Here is a 19,717-nt window from a genome sequence, read left to right as displayed (position 1 = left end):
TTGGTATAAGTATCTTTAATCGGTGATTTATTTATATGACACATGTTTCGGCTTCTGGTAGGTAGCTGAAACGTGTGTTTTTTGGTTGGTTCGATTTAAATGTTGTTTTAACAATTGCTACAGTTGTTTTTAATAGGGCGTTATGGCGCGTGTGACATCTTCAAGTTAATCGGCATATGGTTAGTCATAGAATAAGATGACTTAGATGATGGTGATCTGATTAGGGGCTAATGGATTACTTCTAATACTGTGCTTTTAAACTTATATGCACTTCTCGGTTGTCTTTATACGTTAAAAGCGAATAAATATTCATTTTAACAAGTTTAATTCAATAAAATAATGAAAAAGGTTGTATAAACATACATAATAAAGTATAATAATAAATCACAAAGAGGAACGGAAATATAGAGGGGGAAATATAAATGAGAGTAGGTATTGTTGGAGGGACAGGTTATGGGGCGGTTGAACTTATGCGCTTTTTAACTAACCACCAAGCTGTAGATAAGATTTATCTCTATTCACAATCAAAACAAGGGACGTATATTAGTGATGTATATCCGCATCTTGCTTCCATCATCAATGTCGCGATGGAAGAATTGACGGTGGATCATGTCGTTAAACATGTTGATGTATTATTTTTTGCTACACCACCGGCGGTCAGTTATCAATGGATACCTGCGTTACTAGAGACAGACGTTAAAATCATTGATTTGTCAGGCGACTTTCGTTTGGATGACCCAGCAGTCTATGAAGCTTGGTACAAAAAGACAACCGCGAGTCGAGACTATTTAAAACAAGCCGTTTATGGTTTAGCTGATGTATATCCAGACAAAATCAAACAAGCGCAGTTAATAGCTAATCCAGGGTGCTATCCAACAGCTACACTTCTAGGGTTATTACCAATTATTGATAAATCATTCATCGATGTAGATTCAATTATTGTCGACGGAAAAACAGGTGTCTCAGGGGCGGGGCGGTCACTTTCGCAAGGAGTTCATTATGCGGAGATGAATGAAAATATGCGTGCCTATGCGGTAGGATCTCATAAACATACACCAGAAATCGAACGTTTTCTGGCTGAAAAAACTGAAAAATCAATCTTTATTAATTTCACACCCCATATCGTACCGATGACGCGCGGTATATTGGTGACGATGTATGTGAATTTAACAGCAGCTATTAGCAGGGACACGGTACAAACGCTATATGAGTCGTTCTATAAAGAGCGTGCTTTTGTCCGCGTTAAAGAAAATCACAGTCTACCAGAAACTAAACATGTGTATGGGTCTAATTATTGTGATTTGCATATTACGGTTGATCAACGGACAAATCGCCTCATTATTGTATCTGTCATCGATAATTTAGTAAAAGGTGCTTCGGGACAAGCGATTCAAAATATGAATCTTTTATACGGTTTAAATGAAACAGAAGGACTAAATCTTAGTCCACTGTATCCATAATTCGGTTAGAGGGGATGAGCATGATGATGACGACATTAAAAAAAGGCATCACAATATTAGGAAACGGCGACATCGCAACACCAAAAGGGTTTAAAGCAGGTGGTTTACACGCCGGTATTAGAAAAAAGAAACTAGATTTAGCTTGGTTATATTCTGAAGTGCCGGCTGTAGCGGCAGGTGTTTATACGCTAAACAGTTTTCAAGCTGCACCGTTAAAAGTAACAAAAGAAAGCATAGCCGTTGAAGGTAAAATCCAAGCTTTAATTGTTAATTCAGGTGTTGCTAATGCTTGTACAGGTGAACAGGGTGATAAAGATGCTTATAAGATGCGTGACGTAATGGCTGAAAAGTTTAATGTCGAAAAGCATCACGTCGCTGTTGCTTCTACGGGCGTTATTGGTGAGTTGTTACCAATGGATAAAATTGAAGCAGGCATTAAGCAAATGGATAAGCAAACGCAAACAAGTGATATGTTTGAAACAGCTATTCTTACGACAGATACAAAGGAAAAGCGAGCGGCTGTCCAGATTGAAATTGAAGGTAAAACCGTCACAATCGCTGGAGCTGCTAAAGGATCGGGGATGATTAATCCAAATATGGCGACAATGCTTAGTTTTATTACGACCGATGCGACAATAGAAAAAGAGGCGCTTGATGTGTCGTTAAAAGCGATTACGAATCAATCCTTTAATATGATTACCGTCGATGGTGATACGTCAACCAATGATATGGTGCTCGTTCTTGCGAACGGCAAACAACAGCATACACCACTCACGACAACACACGCAGATTATCCGCTTTTTGAAGAAGCGTTAACGTATGTTTGTCAAACGCTCGCCAAAGAAATCGCGAGAGATGGTGAAGGGGCAACGAAGCTGATTGAAGTCCATGTAACGGGAACAGCCCATGATGAAAGTGCGCAAAAGATTGGCAAAGCTATTATTTCATCAAACTTAGTGAAAACGGCGATTCACGGAGCGGATGCAAACTGGGGACGGATTATCACTGCTGTAGGCTATAGTGGTGAGGCAATTGACCCGAATCAGGTGAGTGTGAAGTTAGGTAAGATCACCGTCGTAAATCATGGTGTTCCAGTAGCGTTTAGTGAGGAAGAAGCCAAACAATATCTAGAACAAGTAGATGTCTCAATTGATGTGAATGTCGGTGATGGGCCAGGTGAAGCATATGGTTGGGGTTGTGACTTAAGCTATGAATATGTCAGAATAAATGCGTCTTACCGGACATAAAGGAGGATTATCCATGCAAACGATTGTGTTTAAATGTGGTGGCAGTATTGTCGATGAGTTACCGGAAAGTTTCTTTCAAACCTTAGCAACCTTAAAGGCATCACATAATGTTAATCCGGTAATCGTTCACGGTGGCGGTCCGATGATTTCATCAAAGCTCCAACAACTCAATGTCTCGACAACATTTGTAGAAGGGTTACGAGTCACAACAAATGACGTATTAGATGTGGTTGAGATGGTGTTAAGCGGAACGGTGAATAAGCAGATTGTAAGAAAGCTAACTTCGTTTAATCAAAACGTATGCGGTGTGAGCGGTGTTGACGGCGGTTTACTAAAGGCTATCCCGATTACCCAAACTAAGAAAATGGGTTACGTCGGTGAGGTAACGTCAGTTAACGATGCTTTCTTAAGAACGTTGATAGATTCAGGCTATATTCCGGTAATATCACCCATCGCAGTTGATGAGTCAGGCCAACGGTATAATGTAAATGCCGATATGGCCGCGGCAGCAATCGCACAGTCTTTGACAGCGCCTCTTTTATTTATAAGTGATATTCCCGGAGTAAAGCAAAATAATAAAGTGTTACACCACCTATGTCAAAAAGACATTGAAACATTGATTGATCACGGTACGATTTACGGCGGAATGATTCCGAAAGTTCAGTCGGCACTCGTGGCCCTAGAAAAAGGTGTGCCAGAAGTGGCGATTGTCAGTGGACTAGAAGAGACAGCTATGGCACAATTTATTACAGGTGAAGCCGTTGGTACTAGAATTACATTAAGTGAGGTGTCTTATGTCTAATTTAACATTAACGCCGTCAATTATGGATACTTACACACGATTCCCCATTACGTTAACGTATGGGGAAGGGTCTTATGTATACGATAGTGAAGGAGTGAAATATTTAGATTATACGGCAGGCATTGCGACGTGTAACCTCGGTCATAGACCGCCAAGTGTACAACACGCGGTTGAAGAGCAATTAAATAGTTTATGGCATGTATCGAATTTATATCATATCGAACCACAAGAGCAATTGGCTAAGCTGTTGACAGAAAACACTGTGTTCGACCAAGTATTCTTCGGTAATAGTGGAGCAGAGGCGAATGAAGGCGCGATAAAATTAGCGAGACGTTACCAACAAAAAATTAAAGGTAACAATCGTTTTGAAATTGTTACCTTTAAGCAATCATTCCACGGTCGTACTTTGGCTACTTTAAAAGCAACTGGCCAAGAAAAAATTCAAGACGGGTTTACCCCCCATATGCCAGGGTTTCGTTACTTACCTTATAATAATTACGCGGCACTTGATGATTTAATCCATGATGATACCGCAGCGGTTATGTTAGAACTGACTCAAGGTGAGGGAGGGGTCATTCCAGCTGATAAACAGTGGATTGATCAATTGGTGAAAAGGTGCCAAGAGTCGGGTGTTTTGGTTATCGTTGATGAGATTCAGACGGGCGTCGGTCGAACTGGTACGCTTTACTTATATGAACAATATGGTTTTGAGCCGGATATTTTGACGTCAGCCAAAGGTTTAGCATCAGGTTTCCCAATCGGCGCATTACTTGCGAAAAAAGACGTTGCACAAGCTTTCTCAAAAGGTACGCATGGGTCAACCTTTGGTGGGAATCCGATTGTTACGACAGCTGGTTATGCAACGGTAAAAGAAATATTAAAACCAGGTTTTTTAGCTGAAGTAAAAGAAAAGTCAACGCAATTTATCGCCGAATTACAACAAATCAAGAGCGCTAGTAGTCATATAAAGGACATACGTGCTAAAGGTTTTTTAATTGGTTTAGAACTTGATGAACCGGCTATTGATTATGTGAATAGAGCAAGAGAAGAAATGGCAACACTGTTTGTTTTGGCAGGGCCCAATGTGTTACGGATTTTACCGCCAATTAATACGTCGGAAGAAGAGTTAAATAAAGCGCTATGTGTGTTACGGGATCTCTTTAATCAGTAAGTAAGTTAGGGTATATTCATGCAGAAATCAGGATGTTTTTTAGTGTTAAAGCTAAAAAACATCCTTCTTTGTTTTTGGAAACGTTTGTCTAATAACTTTACCTTGTAACTTTTCTTTGGTAAAGTAAACTTGAGAACATAGAAAATCAATACAGCCTATACATAGTGACAATAGATGAAAAGAGGGTATATCATGAAAAAAACATTTAAAGCGTACCGTTTAAAAAAGATTGAAGAGAAAATATCAGGACAGGTTGAAACATTAACAGAAGTGGACCTACCTGAAGGAGAAGTGTTAATCAAAGTACACTATTCTGGTATTAATTATAAAGATGCAATGGCGAATATGAGTGAGTCGCCCATCGTTAAAAACTACCCCTTCACACCTGGGATTGATTTAGCAGGAGAAGTGGTTGAATCAATCGATGACCGCTTTGCGGTGGGAGACCTTGTCATTGTCACAAGTTATGAATTGGGTGTCAGTCATGATGGTGGATTCAGTGAATACCAGCGTGTAAAAGCAGAGTGGGTGGTCCCTTTGCCAGAAGGACTCACGTTAAAACAAGCGATGCTTCTTGGGACAGCTGGCCTCACGGCTGCTTTATCGGTTGATCAACTTGAGTCGCATCATGTTGACAAGGCGTCACCGATTCTTGTGACGGGCGCAACGGGCGGCGTTGGCTCCATTTCAACCGCTATTTTGCATAATTTAGGTTATACGGTTGCTGCTATGACTGGAAAAAAAGACATGCATAACTGGTTAACGGATTTAGGAGCGTCGGAAATTGTCGATAGGCAAGCGTTTATGGAGGAAAAGCAACGTGTTCTAGATCGTGAATATTACGCTGGAGCAGTTGAGGTCGCGGGTGGAGAAGTATTAGCGAAGGTCCTTACGAAATTAAAGTATAACGGTACCGTTAGCCTAAGTGGCTTAACCGCGGGGGTAAAAGTGCCAGCGACAGTCTATCCTTTTATATTACGTGGCATTCATTTAGCGGGAATTGATTCTGTCTATTGTCCGATTGAAAGAAGGAAAAGGATGTGGAACCAACTCGCTACGCGTTATAAACTGACGGAAAAACAATTCAACCAGATTACTCATCAAGAAATTAGCTTGGAAGATTTAGCTGAGAAGTTACCAGAAATTCTTTCTGGGCAAGCGCGAGGTCGTTACCTTGTGGTGATGATCTAACGGTTGATATATACTTTAATGAGGAAAGGCCTGTACGTTCACTTTGAATATATAGGTCTTTTCTTTTCGTTTAACCGATGAATCAAGTGTAAAATGATTTGTTTCCCGCTCAATATGTCACCTTTTTAAAGTGTGAACTTGTCTGATTTTAATGATGTAAAAGCCATAATTGATAAATTGAATAAGAAATATTACCTGATAAAACCTTTATAAGTATAGATTTTATCGGGTTTTTTAAAGTTTTTTAAAATAATATTGAAAAGAAACTTGATTGTACGTACGAATTATATTACTATTAGAGTGTGGTATTAAACATCCGTACAAGGATTTCAGCTTAGGAAGGTGTTGATAACAATATGTTAGAAAAGTTAAAAGAACAAGTATTACAAGCAAATCTTGATCTACCTAAATATAATTTAGTTACTTTCACATGGGGCAATGTAAGCGGTTACGACGAAGGAACAGGCTACGTTGTCATAAAACCAAGTGGTGTACCTTACAGTAATATGACGGTCGATGATTTGGTTGTGGTCGATTTGGATGGCAACATCATTGAAGGGGTGAATAAGCCTTCCTCTGATACGCCAACGCATCTCGTGCTGTATAAAAAGTTTAAAGGTATTGGCGGGGTCGTTCACACACATTCGCCTTGGGCAACAAGTTGGGCCCAAGCAGGTAAAAGTTTACCGGCGCTTGGCACGACTCACGGTGATTACTTCTATGGCGAAATCCCCTGTACACGTCAAATGACAGATGAAGAAATACATGGGGCTTATGAACATGAAACAGGCGAAGTTATTGTTGAAACGTTTAAAAATATAGACCCATTAATGGTGCCAAGTGTCCTTGTGCACTCACATGCGCCGTTTAATTGGGGTAAAGATGCACAAGAGGCTGTTCATAATGCCGTTGTGTTAGAAGAAGTCGCTAAAATGGCACTTAGAACGTATGAAATTAATGCGAATACAGCCATCATGCAACAAACATTGCTGGATAAACATTACTTGCGTAAGCATGGTAAAGATGCTTATTATGGTCAAAATTAACACGTGCAGTAACTTGAAATATTGTTTAATAAAATAAAAAATAATGATCGAATGAGATGTATTGGAGGAATTTGTATGTTAGAAACAAGACCGTATACTTTTTGGTTTGTGACAGGAAGTCAACCACTCTATGGTGAAGAGACGTTGATTGAAGTCGCAGATAACTCAAAGAAAGTTGTTGAAGGTTTGAATGGGGCAGGTATACTCCCATTTAAGGTGGAATTTAAGGAGGTTGTCACAACGGCAACCAGTATTCATCAGTTAGCGCTAGATGCGAATAATAGTAAAGAATGTGCGGGTGTGATTACTTGGATGCATACATTCTCGCCTGCGAAGTCATGGATTGCGGGACTTAAAGCACTCCAGACACCATTGTTGCATTTGCACACGCAGTATAACCGCGATATTCCATGGGATTCAATCGATATGGACTTCATGAATACAAATCAAGCAGCACACGGCGACCGCGAATATGGCTTTATTGGAACGCGTCTGGAGTTAGGTCGTAAAGTGATTGTCGGTCACTGGCAAAACGAAGATGTTCTAAGAAAAGTCGCTGCTTGGATGGAAGTAGCGATTGGTGTGAAAGAAGGAACGAACATTCGCGTTGCTCGTTTTGGTGATAATATGCGTAACGTTGCTGTAACTGACGGTGATAAAATCGAAGCACAAATTAAGTTTGGTTGGACTGTTGACTACTACGGAATTGGTGACTTAGTTGAGGAAATCAACCGTGTGACAGATGATGCGGTGTCAGCGCTTTACAAAGAATATGAAACGCTATATGACTTACCTGAAGAAGTCAAAGAAAAAGGAGCGGTCTATGAATCTATTCTTTATCAGGCGAAAGTAGAGCTTGCATTAAAGGCATTCCTTAAAAAAGGAGATTACAATGCCTTTACAACAAACTTTGAAGATTTGCATGGAATGAAGCAACTCCCAGGACTTGCTTGCCAGCGTTTAATGGCAGAAGGTTATGGGTTTGCGGGTGAAGGTGATTGGCGTACGGCAGCCTTAGTTCGTTTAATGAAAATTATGTCTGGCAACAAAGAAACAACCTTTATGGAAGACTATACGTACCATTTGGAACCAGGAAATGAAATGATACTAGGATCACATATGTTGGAAATATGTCCAACAGTCACTGCAACAAAACCTAGAATTGTTGTGAATCCACTTGGTATTGGTGGTAAAGAAGACCCTGCGCGTCTTGTCTTTGATGGAAAAGGCGGCGATGCGGTAAATGCATCATTGATTGAGTTAGGTGGGCGTTACCGCTTGGTTATCAGTGAGATAAAGGCAGAACAACCAACTATTGAGACGCCACACTTACCAGTCGCAAAAGTTTTATGGAAGCCATTACCAAACTTAAGCGATGCAACAGCTGCATGGATTTATGCGGGTGGGGCTCACCACACGGCCTTGTCATTTACGGTAACAACAGAACAATTAGTTGATTTTGCGGAAATGACGAATATTGAAGTCGTTGTTATTGATGCGGATTTAAACTTACGACAGTTCAGGAATGAACTGAAATGGAATGCGGCTATTTTTAAATAATAAGATGGTTACTATATAAAGAGAGTTTACGTCCCCCGCGTACCTCTTTACCCCCTTTACGTTGTTTTGTTTTAGAGGAAGCATATCCGTATGTTTCCTCGAGTAACAAAATAACCGGATATTTTAAACATATAAGTGAAAACTCGCTTAATTTTGTGCATTTATGACTAATGATGGCTGAGTTTGTGTTAAACTAGAGACAGATTAATAAGTATAAAGAATGTTAGAGGTGTAACTTATGCAGACAAAATATAGTATTGTCAAACAAGCAATCAAATCGAAAATTTTAGATGGTTCTTTTCAACCACATCAAAAAATTAGTTCAGAAAGTGAGTTAATGAAACAATTTGGTGTAAGCCGTCATACGGTACGTCTGGCGATTGGGGAACTGGTCAATCAGGGATGGTTGTACCGAGAACAAGGGGCAGGTACTTTTTGTGCTGATCGATCAAAAGAAGAAGATGCCAAACTTGTTAAAAACCAAAAAAATATTGCGATCATTACGACGTATATCTCCGACTATATATTTCCGTCAATTATTCGTGGGGCAGAATCTTATCTTAGTCAACAAGGATATCATGTGAGTCTTTTTAGTACGAATAACGACCATGATAATGAACGTCGTTTCTTAGAGAAAATTCTTACGCAACATTTTGATGGTGTTATTGTTGAGCCGACGCGTAGTGCTATCAGTAACCCTAATATCAATTATTACTTAAATTTAGAACGACAGAACATTCCGTATATTATGATTAACTCATTTTATGATGAGTTAGAACCTTTAAGTATCACGTTGAATGATGAACAAGGTGGTCTACTTCAGACAGAACATTTAATTGAATTAGGACATACAAATATTGTTGGTTTCTTCAAAAATGATGACGGACAAGGATCAAAACGTATGAAGGGTTATTTGAAAGCGCATCGTAAAAATGGTCTTAGTATTAATCCGAATAATATCATTCTTTACAATACAGAAGGAAAATACACTCATCCGCAAAATGAACTACAGAAATTACTGTCGCTACCTGAAAAGGAACGGCCAACAGCTCTCGTATGTTATAACGATGAGTGTGCAATTGCCTTACTCGATGTTATTCGCGAAAAAGGTTTATCTGTGCCAGAGGATCTGTCGATTGTTGGATTTGATAACTCCTTCCTTTCGGAAGTGTCAGAAGTCAAACTTACAACGATTAAACATCCCCAAAGTAAGTTGGGTGAAGTAGCGGCTAAGATGATTTTAGATCTAGTCAAGGATCAAAGCGGGACACAAAAGAAATCAAAAGAACCGGTAGAGTCAGTTGTCTTTGAACCAACGCTTGTTGAACGTTCGTCAACGGCTAAGCCGAAACATTAACTCGTGAGCGACAAAGAAGACGTCATTAATAAATACGAACATGGCCGTAACGAATGTTGCGGCTATTTTCACACCTAAAATGAAAGCGTTTAAATAGGGTGGGCGTTTTTAACCAATATAATAACTACATAAGTTTTAAGAGAAATGAGGGGAAGCAATGTTTAAAAAAGAGTTTTTACCGAAAGATATCCCGTTTAATCTAGAGGCAATGGCAGATGAGATGAAGTGGGGAAGTTATGGTGCGCATGACCCCGCAATAATTAAAGAGGGTAAGATGTATTATGTCTTTTCAACCGATACGGGTAGTAAGGGAGATTTTAAAGCGGGCATTCAGATAAGACAATCATCGGATTTGATTCACTGGACATTTGTCGGTCGCGCGTTTACAGACGGCGTACCAAAAGAAGCAAAAGAGTGGACTGATGCGAAAGGGTTATGGGCACCAGAGGTAGTTAAAATGAATGGGCGCTATTACATGTATTACTCTGCAAGTCAGTTTGGTAAAACACAATCATTTATTGGTGTGGCAGTGAGCGAGGTGGTAACAGGCCCGTATGAAGATTTGGGGTTGGTCTATCGGTCGAAAGAAGGAACAAGCGGACCTAATGCGATTGATCCAAATATAACGGTGACCCCTGAGGGACGTATATATATGGTATTCGGTTCATTCTTTGGTGGAATCTATGTAAATGAAATTAATCCTGAAACGGGAAAGTTTAAAGTTTGCGGTGAGGGTAAGCTTATTGCGAGGCGCCATAGGTCTGTTGATCGTGCGCTGGAAGGTCCTTATATTGTCTACAACCCTACCTACAATGATTACTACTTATTTGTTTCCTATGATTCACTTTTCTCTGACTACAATATTCGTGTAGGCCGATCTAAGTCAATTACGGGTCCGTATTTAGATTATAACGGTAAAGACTTAACGGACTTAGAAGGTAATCAAGATGAGATTGGCATGAAAGTATTAGGAAGTTATAAGTTTGAAGAGAGCGATGGGTGGCTTGCACCTGGTCACAATAGTGTCTTAAAAGATGGAGAGAATTACTTTGTATGTCATCACATGAGAGAACCTATTAATAAGCACGTGCATTATGTTCAAATCAGAAAAATCCTTTGGACCGATGAAGGGTGGCCGCTCGTATCGCCAGAACGTTATGCAGGTGAAGATAACCGTGAAATAGATCAGGATGATTTAAAAGGTACCTGGGAGTTAATTACACTTGATCCGAATAACCATGAACAGGACATTTCACGTCATGTTGTGATGACTGAAGCTAAAGATTTTCCATACTTTGAATCAAAACAAGCTAAAAATAGTGTTAAGCTTCATCTTTGTGATGGCGTACTTGAAGGTAAGGTAAATGTCGGGTGGGATTGGGAACGTTGGTGTGAAACGATTGTGTTTGCAGGTTATAATGATCATGGTTTAGTTACGTTTGGCAAAAGTGTGACCAACCAATCAAAGTAGTTCTTTAGAAAGTTGTGAATAAAATAAAGTTTCTTAGTTGAAAGCGTTTGCTTATCGTCGTATACTGTATATGCATATACGTACATATGAATGTTTTTGTGATTTAAATCATCATTTGTGCAGAACAGTTAATTAAGATAGGAGATGGCATAATGAAAAAATTAAAAGCAACGATGACACTTGATCAACATTTTAAAATTGCAGAAGTAGATAAACGCATTTACGGTTCGTTTATCGAACACTTAGGGCGTGCGGTTTATGGTGGGATTTATGAACCTGATCATCCCGAGAGTGATAATCAAGGCTTTAGAACAGATGTGATTAATTTAGTTAAACAGCTACAAGTCCCGATTGTTCGCTATCCAGGTGGTAATATGGTATCTGCTTATAACTGGGAAGATGGGGTTGGGCCAAAAGCAGAACGCCCCCGACGTTTAGAACTGGCATGGCGTACGATTGAGACGAATGAAGTAGGAACAAATGAATTTGCAGATTGGGCGAAGAAAGTAAATGCTGACGTGATGATGGCAGTTAATCTCGGGACAAGAGGGATTGATGCAGCTAGAAACTTGATTGAGTATACGAACCATCCAAGTGGGACGTATTACAGTGACTTGCGCCGTCAACACGGATACGAGTCGCCCCATAACATTAAGACATGGTGTTTGGGGAATGAAATGGATGGGCCATGGCAAGTGGGGCAAAAAACGGCCTATGAGTATGGCCGTTTAGCGAATGAAACAGGAAAAGCGATGAAACAAGTCGATCCTGATATTGAACTTGTTGCGTGCGGCAGTTCAAGTTCAACCATGCCTACTTTCCCAGAATATGAAGCGACCACGTTAGATTTAAGCTATGATACGGTTGATTATATTTCCCTGCATCAGTATTACGGTAATCGTTCAAATGATACGGCTAATTATTTAGCTAAAAACTTAGACATGGCTCACTTTATAAAAACCGTCACCGCAACATGTGATTACATTAAAGCAAAACATCGCAGTAAAAAAACGATAAACTTGAGCTTTGATGAGTGGAATGTATGGTACCACTCAAATGATCAAGATAAGCAAATCGAGCCGTGGGTAGTGGCACCACCACAATTAGAGGATCATTATAATTTCGAAGATGCTTTACTAGTTGGAAGTATGTTGATTACTTTCTTGCAAAATGCTGATCGTGTGAAGATGGCGGCAATGGCACAGTTAGTCAACGTGATTGCGCCGATTATGACTGAAAATGGTGGAGGAAGTTTTAAACAAACGATTTTCTATCCGTATATGCATACATCCATCTTTGGGCGAGGTGTGTCATTAAAGCCAATCCTTAATGTACCAAAATATGATGCGAGAGATTTTACGGACGTGCCTTATTTAGATGCGGCAGCTGTTCACAATGAAGAAACAGGTGAGTTAACCATCTTTATCGTGAACAAGCATTTATCAGAAGCAATGCCGTTAGAAGTTGATTTACGCAGCTTTACTGGGTATTCACTTGTAGAACATATTGAACTCTATCATGAAGACGTAAAAGCTGTAAATACGATGACGCATGAAGCGGTAAAGCCACAGCTGAATACATTCACCACATGTGAACTCGGACACTTATCGGCACAGTTAAAACAAACATCTTGGAATGTGATTCGTTTAAAGAAATAAATATGCTCATAATCGTAGGAAGCGATTAACTAGTTAAAAAGAGCATTTATTAAATTGAAGAGGTGGATTATATGGCGCATCGCGCAATTGTTAACGCAGATGTTGGAAGAGGTATCATTGATAAAAATATTTATGGTCAATTTGCTGAACACTTAGGTCGGTGTATTTATGAAGGTTTATGGGTCGGTGAAGATAGTGAAATTCCGAATACAAATGGGATTCGAAATGATGTGTTAAAAGCGTTAAAAGATTTAAATATCCCGGTTCTTCGCTGGCCAGGTGGTTGTTTTGCGGATGAATACCACTGGAAAGATGGTGTTGGACCAAGAGAAGAAAGAAAACGTATGGTCAATACGCACTGGGGTGGTGTTGTTGAGAATAATCACTTCGGTACGCACGAATTCATGGCTCTTTGTGAGATGTTAGGCGCTGAACCATATATCAACGGTAATGTCGGTTCAGGCACCGTTCAAGAAATGTCTGAATGGGTTGAATATATGACGTTTGATGGCGAGTCCCCAATGGCTAATTGGCGCAAAGCCAATGGGCAAGATGCTGCTTGGCGAGTAAAATATTTTGGTGTTGGTAATGAGAACTGGGGTTGCGGTGGTAATATGCGTCCAGAATTTTACGCCGATTTATATCGTCAATTCCAAACCTATGTAAGAAATTATGGAGAAAATAAGATTTATAAAATTGCTGGTGGTGCGAATGTCGCTGACTTTAATTGGACAGAAGTACTTATGCGTGAAGCAGCACCATATATGGATGGGCTAAGTTTTCATTACTATGTTCACCCGGGTGGTTTCTGGAATAAGGGTGATGCGGTCCGTTTCGATGAGGCAGAATGGGATATTTCAATGCAAAAAGCTTACTATATTGAGACCTTGATCGATAAGCACGTGACGATTATGGATAAATATGATCCTGATAAACGTATTGCGATGATTGTTGATGAGTGGGGGGCGTGGTACGATGTTGAGCCTGGTACGAATCCTGGCTTCTTATATCAACAGAATACGGTGCGTGATGCGTTAATTGCCGGAATATCTTTAAATATTTTCAATAATCATAACGATCGCATCAAAATGGCCAATATTGCTCAAATGGTCAATGTCATTCAATCAATGGTCTTAACCGAAGGTAATCAAATGTTATTAACACCAACATACCATGTCTTTAAAATGTACAGTGTTCACCAAGACCAACAGCGTGTGAGCTTGGATGTAGAGACAACGATGTTAGAAGCGGATGGGGTTAAATATCCGCAAGTAAATGGATCAGCGTCAAAACAATCAGATGGGACAGTGAACATAACACTAACGAATGCCTCAAGAGAAGCGGCTGCTAACGTTGACTTTCATATCCGTGGCCTTCATGTAAAAGAGGTTTCAGGTGAAGTTATCACCTCAACAGAGATGCATCATCACAACACATTTGAACAACCGGACAAAGTAAGGCCAGAAACATTCACTGATTTTACCCAATCAGGTGATCAACTATTCGTTCATTTACCACCGATGTCTGTTGTGTTAATCACGATAACACCGGCCTAACGTTTTATAAGAAAAGCCCTTTTCACTGAGCATTAAGTGAAAAGGGCTTTTGTTAATATTTGATGACTTTAATGTGAAAATGACGGTGTCTAGGTCCATCAAACTCACAGAAATAGACACCTTGCCAAGTGCCAAGAACTAAACGACCGTTCTCGATCACAAGTGTTTGGCTATGACCGACCGTGCTCGTTTTAAGGTGAGCAGCCGTATTGCCTTCTGCGTGACAATCGAGTGGGTGCTCCCATGGGAATATCTGGTCAAGTCTTCTTAAAAAATCTGTTTTCACATCGGGATCAGCATTTTCGTTAACGGTTATACCGGCTGTTGTATGTGCGCTTGAAACGATGATGATACCGCTAGGAACGTCTTCAGTGTTAATAAATTGCTCAATCGTGTCAGTAATGTCAATCATCTCACTGTGAGCGTGGGTGGATAGGGAAAATGTTTGAAACATGAGCTTACCTCCTATAACTTAAGAATGAAAATGCGGTCTTTAAAAGTAGTATACCAAATTAACAGAATTATGTTAAAATTTAAAGGATAATGAAGAGAGGATGACGAATATGAAAAAGGAAATTCAAACGAGTAAAGCCCCTCAAGCAATCGGCCCTTATTCACAAGCTATTGATGCGGGGGAATTAATTTTTATCTCTGGTCAGATTCCACTCGATCCAGAAACAATGGAAGTGATCGAAGGGGGTATCGTGGAACAAACGAAGCAAGTCATGAAAAACTTGCAAGCAATTTGTGAGCAAGCGAAAGTCACGTTAGATCACGTCGTAAAGTTTACCATTTATGTGACAGATCTAAATGATTTTAATGCTTTAAATGATACGTATCGCTTGTTTTTGAATGCGCCTTATCCAGCCCGTGCGACAATCGAAGTGTCAAAACTCCCTAAGGGTGTCAAAGTTGAAATTGATGCGATCGTAAAAAAGTAAGCGTATAAATAGCATCAAGTTAAGCACTAGCTGTCGGAATAGCGAGTGAAGGATGTTCATCTATGAAAAAGCCCCCTTAATCATCGTTTGAATAAGGGGGCTTTTAGTGGGAAGTTCAATATAACAAGCTCTATATTATAAGTTATTGATAACATATTCAGGATGGCGCTTAATCGCGTAGATCATGATGAGTGCACTCACGAGTAAGAGAGTGGCTGTTGATAAAAAGACAGCAGAATAACCAAAGCTCGCACTAATAGTCGCACCTAGCATAGGGCCAATCATGTTACCGAAAAACCGTAAACTTGTATTGTATCCAAGCACTTCTCCCTGCATTTCAATAGGTGCAGCTTGCCTAATATAAGCAATTCTTAAAGGAATGACACCACCAATAAAAATTCCCATTAGAAAGCGTAAAATCACGAGTTGCCACAAAGCTGTTACAAACCCACCAGGGAAGTAGACAAAAGCAGCTAAAATCAACATGAGAGTTAATAATTTAATGTAACCGTGCTTATCTCCTAAGCGGCCGATTTGCCGAGAAAAAAGTAAGTTTCCTAAACCAGAAGCTGAAAAAGCTAGGCCAGAGAAAAAGGCGACATTGATACTCCCATGTATTTCACCGACAAAAAGTGGCAAGATAGGTTGAATGCTAAAATTAGCAATTTGAACAATCATTGACATTAACATAATGAGGAGCAACACAGGTTGACGTAAGATGTGTAGCAAGACTTGTCTTGACGTATAGTACGTGTGAATATCACTGTCTTCTTCTTGTAAGGTAACTTCTTTAATGCCAAATAGAACGAGAAAACTTGAAATAAACAAGACGAGACTTAACCATCTAAATGTAGATTGGTAGCCAAATAAATCAGCAAGTACTCCGCCAAGGAGTGGACCCATTAATGTGCCAGTAATACTTCCAGTTTGCAAGGTGCCTAAAACTTTACCGGCAGTGCGCCGTGATGTTTGTGTTGAAATGAGTGCTTGTGATAAGGAGATAAACCCCGTAAAGATCCCCATAAATAATCGCAAGAAAAATAATTGCCAAATTGACGTGACAAATCCCATAAGAAGTACTGATAGTCCGAGACCAAAAGCAAAGACGACGAGAATGGGCTTGCGTCCAATACGATCTCCAACTCTCCCCCAGATGGGTGAGAATAAAAAGGCGCTAACAAAGGTGATACTAAAAATAAAACCTGACCATGTTTGGACATATTCAGTAGAAAAATCACCGAGTGTATCGATATAAAGTGATAAAAATGGTTGAACCATAGTAATACTTCCAGCAATGAAAAAGTTAGCGAACCACATAATGCTGACATTTTTCTTTACTTGATGTTCTTGTTGAATGACAGTCCCCTTCTTTCTAATTATTTCGTTGCTCTAATTAATTAGCATACCTGATTTTTACCGTGTTTAAAAGTCATTTGCCCTAGAAATATAGTTGGTATCGCTTTCTTGCTTAACTATCTGCATGTAATCGTCACTATTATATTATTCCTACTAGTGTTTTGACGCATAATCTTCTACAATGAAGGGTACATATACATAGCAATTGAAATGCTAAAGGGGAGAACGTGATGGAACGCAAGTATCAATCATTTGAAGCAGAAAAAGAACGCTTCACAGAAATAAAGGACGTTATTAAACAAAGACTGACTAAACTCGTGAAGCGAGTGAAACGAATAAGAACAGATGTATTAGATTTACGAAAAGAATTCTTTGAAGATGTAACGGTTAACTTAACAGAGATGGATGACGCGATTGAAACACAGGCAAGTTTAAAACAACAAGCGGAATTTTTATCTGAGCGTGAGCGTCATCATGACCAACAAGACCAAGCGTTTCGACAATTGAGTCGTCTCTATGAACAGCCTTTCTTCGGTCGAATTGATTTTAAAGAAACAGGGGAAGAAGAGATAGAGCCCATCTATATTGGGACAGCATCTTTACTTAAAAAGAATGAAGAAGATTTTTATATTTATGACTGGCGTGCACCGATTGCGTCAATGTATTATGATTACCCACCAGGCAAAGCGGCGTATCACGCGATAGATGAGACCATTGAAGGTGAAATAACACTTAAGCGCCAATATGTAGTCAAACACGGTGAATTAAAAGCGATGTTTGATACAGGTTTGACAATTGGTGATGGATTATTACAACAAGTCCTCGGTGAAACGGCGGATACGACAATGAAAAATATTGTCGCAACGATTCAACAAGAGCAAAATAAAATTATCCGTCATGAAAAAAAACAGGACCTCATCGTTCAAGGTGTGGCAGGGAGTGGGAAAACATCAGCGGCTTTGCAGCGGATAGCCTATCTTCTTTACCGATACCGCGGAGAATTGACCGCTGAACAAATGTTGTTATTCTCACCTAATCCATTGTTTCACACGTACGTGTCAAGTGTCTTACCAGAGCTAGGAGAAGACCAAGTGGAACAAGTGACGTTTTATAACTATTTGGAACAACAACTTGGCCGTCGATTCGTGATTGAGACACCGTTCGATCAATTAGAAGCACTTTTAACGGACAGTGCGTCAGATGTACGTCAAGAGAATATGCGCTATAAAGCTTCACTTGATTTCAAACGAAAAGTTGATTGTTATTTGTCAGATTTGAAAAAACGTGGTTTGGCCTTTCGTAATATACGCTTTCGTGACCATGTGATTGTGTCAAAACAAGAACTTACGCGCCATTTCTACAGAATGGACCCGAATGAGCCTGTTCATGTTCGTTTAATGCAGTTACGTGATGTGATTTTAGCATCCTTAAAAGATGAACAGAAACAACTTATGGATGCGGATTGGTTAGAAGATGAGCTAGAGCTGTTAGACCTTGATGATTATCAGGCGGCTTATGAACAGATTGAACGTGAACAAGATACAATGGATTGGTTTAACCACGCTGAGCGTGAACAACAAATCTTAAAGTTGCGTTTGATTAATAAATTATTTAAACCGTTAAGACAGAAAATCAAACGCCTGCAGTTTGTAGATACTAAACGGACCTACGTTCGTTTGTTTGATCAAGAAGATCTCCACGATGAAGCCTTCAACAAGGTTCGTCATGAAACACAAAAACAATTAAGTGAAAGTTTTTTAACTTACGAGGACGCAACGCCGTTTCTTTATTTTGAAAAAGTCTGTCTTGGCTTTGACGAACATGGCGCAATCAGACATGTTATTTTAGATGAGGCACAGGATTATTCTTTATTCCAGTTAGCGTATTTAAAAAAAATCTATCCTAATAGTCAAATGACACTTCTAGGAGATGTCCATCAAACGTTATACTTACACGGGTTAAGTGAAGACCATGTATTAAGGAGTCTTGAGAATGCGGACGTTTTAACGCTAAATAAAAGTTATCGTGCGACAGAACAGTTGGTGAACTTTTCGAAAGGGCTGGCAAAAGAAGATGCCTATAAGATTCTACCATTTGTAAGACAAGGCGAAAAACCTGCGATTTACGAAGTTGATTCGAAATACATGATGTTTCATAAGATAGTTGAGGAGCTTAACCGATTTCGATCATTGGCTTATGAACAGTTAGCCATCATTACAAAAACAAAACAAGAAGCACAAACGGTAACAGAATGGCTTCATAATCATGAGGTTGATGCGCATCTTGTCACGAGTGAAACACATGAATTCGAACCAGGTATTAAAGTATTGCCTGTCTACTTAGCCAAAGGTATTGAGTTTGATGCGGTAATTGTCTACGATACATCGAGTTTACACTATCATACGGAACTGGATCAGTACTTACTGTATACCGCCTGTACTCGAGCGATGCATGCATTAACGCTCGTTAGTCATCAAAAAGTGGCACCTTGGTTAAACAATGTTGACCCATCAACGTATCAACATCATAAGATTATGGAAATACATGCACCTAAAAAAGACCAAGACTAAATGTAAAAGCTCCCCATTTGTCTTTATCGCTTTAGGGCGAGAAGACACCTTCCTCAAGTGTGTCAGCACTAGGTGGGTGATGAATCGCTTGTTTTGAATATTTTTGAAGTGACAAACATATATTCCGCATGGTATAATTAAAGCACTAACAGTGACCGTCACAAAACCAAGGGAGGGTGGGTATCATGGGCATGAAGGCCATTTTTTCAAATCGCTTATATAAGCATAAAATCGATCCTGATTTTGTGATGTCCATGGATTACACCCTCCGGGTGTTTAATCAAGCCAAACATTTTCGCTATCAAACGGAGGTCCGGGAGCTTAGGGGCTC

Annotated in this window: 15 protein-coding genes; 13 read left to right on the top strand and 2 right to left on the bottom strand. The window is 39.7% G+C overall.

The window, feature by feature from the left end; all coding sequences use genetic code 11:
- Window positions 1–422: 422 nt before the first annotated feature.
- The 11 genes from argC to BM163_RS02010 all read left to right on the top strand — a co-directional run bounded on the left by argC (window position 423) and on the right by BM163_RS02010 (window position 14,519).
- Window positions 423–1,460: an N-acetyl-gamma-glutamyl-phosphate reductase gene (argC, locus tag BM163_RS02060; RefSeq protein WP_089799721.1), complete on the top strand. Its 1,038-nt coding sequence runs from the start codon at window positions 423–425 to the stop codon at window positions 1,458–1,460.
- A 23-nt stretch (window positions 1,461–1,483) separates the two neighbouring features.
- Window positions 1,484–2,707, top strand: coding sequence for a bifunctional glutamate N-acetyltransferase/amino-acid acetyltransferase ArgJ (gene argJ / locus BM163_RS02055; RefSeq protein ID WP_170243617.1), 1,224 nt, complete (start codon window positions 1,484–1,486; stop codon window positions 2,705–2,707).
- Window positions 2,708–2,720: 13 nt separating this feature from the next.
- Window positions 2,721–3,509: an acetylglutamate kinase gene (gene argB / locus BM163_RS02050; RefSeq protein ID WP_089799718.1), complete on the top strand. Its 789-nt coding sequence runs from the start codon at window positions 2,721–2,723 to the stop codon at window positions 3,507–3,509.
- The gene (locus tag BM163_RS02045; protein WP_089799716.1) at window positions 3,502–4,680 is read left to right on the top strand and encodes an aspartate aminotransferase family protein; all 1,179 of its coding nucleotides are present in this window, start codon (window positions 3,502–3,504) and stop codon (window positions 4,678–4,680) included. The genes argB and BM163_RS02045 overlap by 8 nt, the downstream gene beginning before the upstream one ends.
- Window positions 4,681–4,872: 192 nt before the next feature.
- Window positions 4,873–5,871 carry an oxidoreductase gene (locus BM163_RS02040; RefSeq protein ID WP_089799714.1) on the top strand — a complete coding sequence of 333 codons (999 nt, stop codon included), beginning with the start codon at window positions 4,873–4,875 and terminating at the stop codon, window positions 5,869–5,871.
- Window positions 5,872–6,227: 356 nt separating this feature from the next.
- Complete coding sequence (gene araD / locus BM163_RS02035; protein WP_089799712.1) at window positions 6,228–6,917, top strand: L-ribulose-5-phosphate 4-epimerase; 690 nt, start codon at window positions 6,228–6,230, stop codon at window positions 6,915–6,917.
- 75 nt (window positions 6,918–6,992) lie between these two features.
- Complete coding sequence (araA, locus tag BM163_RS02030; RefSeq protein WP_089799710.1) at window positions 6,993–8,477, top strand: L-arabinose isomerase; 1,485 nt, start codon at window positions 6,993–6,995, stop codon at window positions 8,475–8,477.
- Window positions 8,478–8,715: 238 nt separating this feature from the next.
- Complete coding sequence (locus BM163_RS02025; RefSeq protein WP_089799708.1) at window positions 8,716–9,834, top strand: GntR family transcriptional regulator; 1,119 nt, start codon at window positions 8,716–8,718, stop codon at window positions 9,832–9,834.
- Between the two features lie 157 nt (window positions 9,835–9,991).
- Window positions 9,992–11,305 (top strand): arabinan endo-1,5-alpha-L-arabinosidase, encoded by a 1,314-nt coding sequence (locus BM163_RS02020; RefSeq protein WP_089799706.1) that lies wholly within the window; start codon window positions 9,992–9,994, stop codon window positions 11,303–11,305.
- A gap of 152 nt (window positions 11,306–11,457) precedes the next feature.
- A complete protein-coding gene (gene arfA, locus BM163_RS02015; protein WP_089799704.1) occupies window positions 11,458–12,963 on the top strand; it encodes an arabinosylfuranosidase ArfA in 1,506 nt (501 codons plus the stop codon).
- A 71-nt stretch (window positions 12,964–13,034) separates the two neighbouring features.
- Entirely contained in the window at window positions 13,035–14,519 is a 1,485-nt protein-coding gene (locus tag BM163_RS02010) for an alpha-N-arabinofuranosidase (protein WP_089799702.1), read from the top strand.
- A gap of 52 nt (window positions 14,520–14,571) precedes the next feature.
- Here BM163_RS02010 and BM163_RS02005 read toward each other — a convergent pair whose 3' ends face one another.
- Window positions 14,572–14,973, bottom strand: coding sequence for a secondary thiamine-phosphate synthase enzyme YjbQ (locus tag BM163_RS02005; RefSeq protein ID WP_089799700.1), 402 nt, complete (start codon window positions 14,971–14,973; stop codon window positions 14,572–14,574).
- Between the two features lie 109 nt (window positions 14,974–15,082).
- Between BM163_RS02005 and BM163_RS02000 the strand changes: the two genes are divergently transcribed.
- Window positions 15,083–15,460 (top strand): RidA family protein, encoded by a 378-nt coding sequence (locus BM163_RS02000; RefSeq protein WP_089799698.1) that lies wholly within the window; start codon window positions 15,083–15,085, stop codon window positions 15,458–15,460.
- A 135-nt stretch (window positions 15,461–15,595) separates the two neighbouring features.
- Here BM163_RS02000 and BM163_RS01995 read toward each other — a convergent pair whose 3' ends face one another.
- Window positions 15,596–16,777: an MFS transporter gene (locus tag BM163_RS01995; protein WP_089799696.1), complete on the bottom strand. Its 1,182-nt coding sequence runs from the start codon at window positions 16,775–16,777 to the stop codon at window positions 15,596–15,598.
- A gap of 269 nt (window positions 16,778–17,046) precedes the next feature.
- Between BM163_RS01995 and helD the strand changes: the two genes are divergently transcribed.
- Window positions 17,047–19,386 carry an RNA polymerase recycling motor HelD gene (gene helD / locus BM163_RS01990; RefSeq protein ID WP_089799695.1) on the top strand — a complete coding sequence of 780 codons (2,340 nt, stop codon included), beginning with the start codon at window positions 17,047–17,049 and terminating at the stop codon, window positions 19,384–19,386.
- The last annotated feature ends 331 nt before the right edge of the window (window positions 19,387–19,717 follow it).

It is taken from the genome of Halolactibacillus alkaliphilus, assembly GCF_900115465.1.
In the GTDB taxonomy this organism is placed as follows: domain Bacteria; phylum Bacillota; class Bacilli; order Bacillales; family Amphibacillaceae; genus Halolactibacillus; species Halolactibacillus alkaliphilus.
This window is presented reverse-complemented; position numbering and strand designations above follow the sequence as displayed.

Coding starts and splice junctions, on each gene's coding strand:
- argC (WP_089799721.1), top strand. CDS start 423: ATGAGAGTAGGTATTGTTGGAGGGACAGGTTATGGGGCGGTTGAACTT.
- argB (WP_089799718.1), top strand. CDS start 2,721: ATGCAAACGATTGTGTTTAAATGTGGTGGCAGTATTGTCGATGAGTTA.
- BM163_RS02005 (WP_089799700.1), bottom strand. CDS start 14,973: ATGTTTCAAACATTTTCCCTATCCACCCACGCTCACAGTGAGATGATT.
- BM163_RS01995 (WP_089799696.1), bottom strand. CDS start 16,777: ATGTGGTTCGCTAACTTTTTCATTGCTGGAAGTATTACTATGGTTCAA.
- BM163_RS02045 (WP_089799716.1), top strand. CDS start 3,502: ATGTCTAATTTAACATTAACGCCGTCAATTATGGATACTTACACACGA.
- araD (WP_089799712.1), top strand. CDS start 6,228: ATGTTAGAAAAGTTAAAAGAACAAGTATTACAAGCAAATCTTGATCTA.
- BM163_RS02000 (WP_089799698.1), top strand. CDS start 15,083: ATGAAAAAGGAAATTCAAACGAGTAAAGCCCCTCAAGCAATCGGCCCT.
- BM163_RS02040 (WP_089799714.1), top strand. CDS start 4,873: ATGAAAAAAACATTTAAAGCGTACCGTTTAAAAAAGATTGAAGAGAAA.
- helD (WP_089799695.1), top strand. CDS start 17,047: ATGGAACGCAAGTATCAATCATTTGAAGCAGAAAAAGAACGCTTCACA.
- argJ (WP_170243617.1), top strand. CDS start 1,484: ATGATGACGACATTAAAAAAAGGCATCACAATATTAGGAAACGGCGAC.
- arfA (WP_089799704.1), top strand. CDS start 11,458: ATGAAAAAATTAAAAGCAACGATGACACTTGATCAACATTTTAAAATT.
- BM163_RS02010 (WP_089799702.1), top strand. CDS start 13,035: ATGGCGCATCGCGCAATTGTTAACGCAGATGTTGGAAGAGGTATCATT.
- BM163_RS02020 (WP_089799706.1), top strand. CDS start 9,992: ATGTTTAAAAAAGAGTTTTTACCGAAAGATATCCCGTTTAATCTAGAG.
- araA (WP_089799710.1), top strand. CDS start 6,993: ATGTTAGAAACAAGACCGTATACTTTTTGGTTTGTGACAGGAAGTCAA.
- BM163_RS02025 (WP_089799708.1), top strand. CDS start 8,716: ATGCAGACAAAATATAGTATTGTCAAACAAGCAATCAAATCGAAAATT.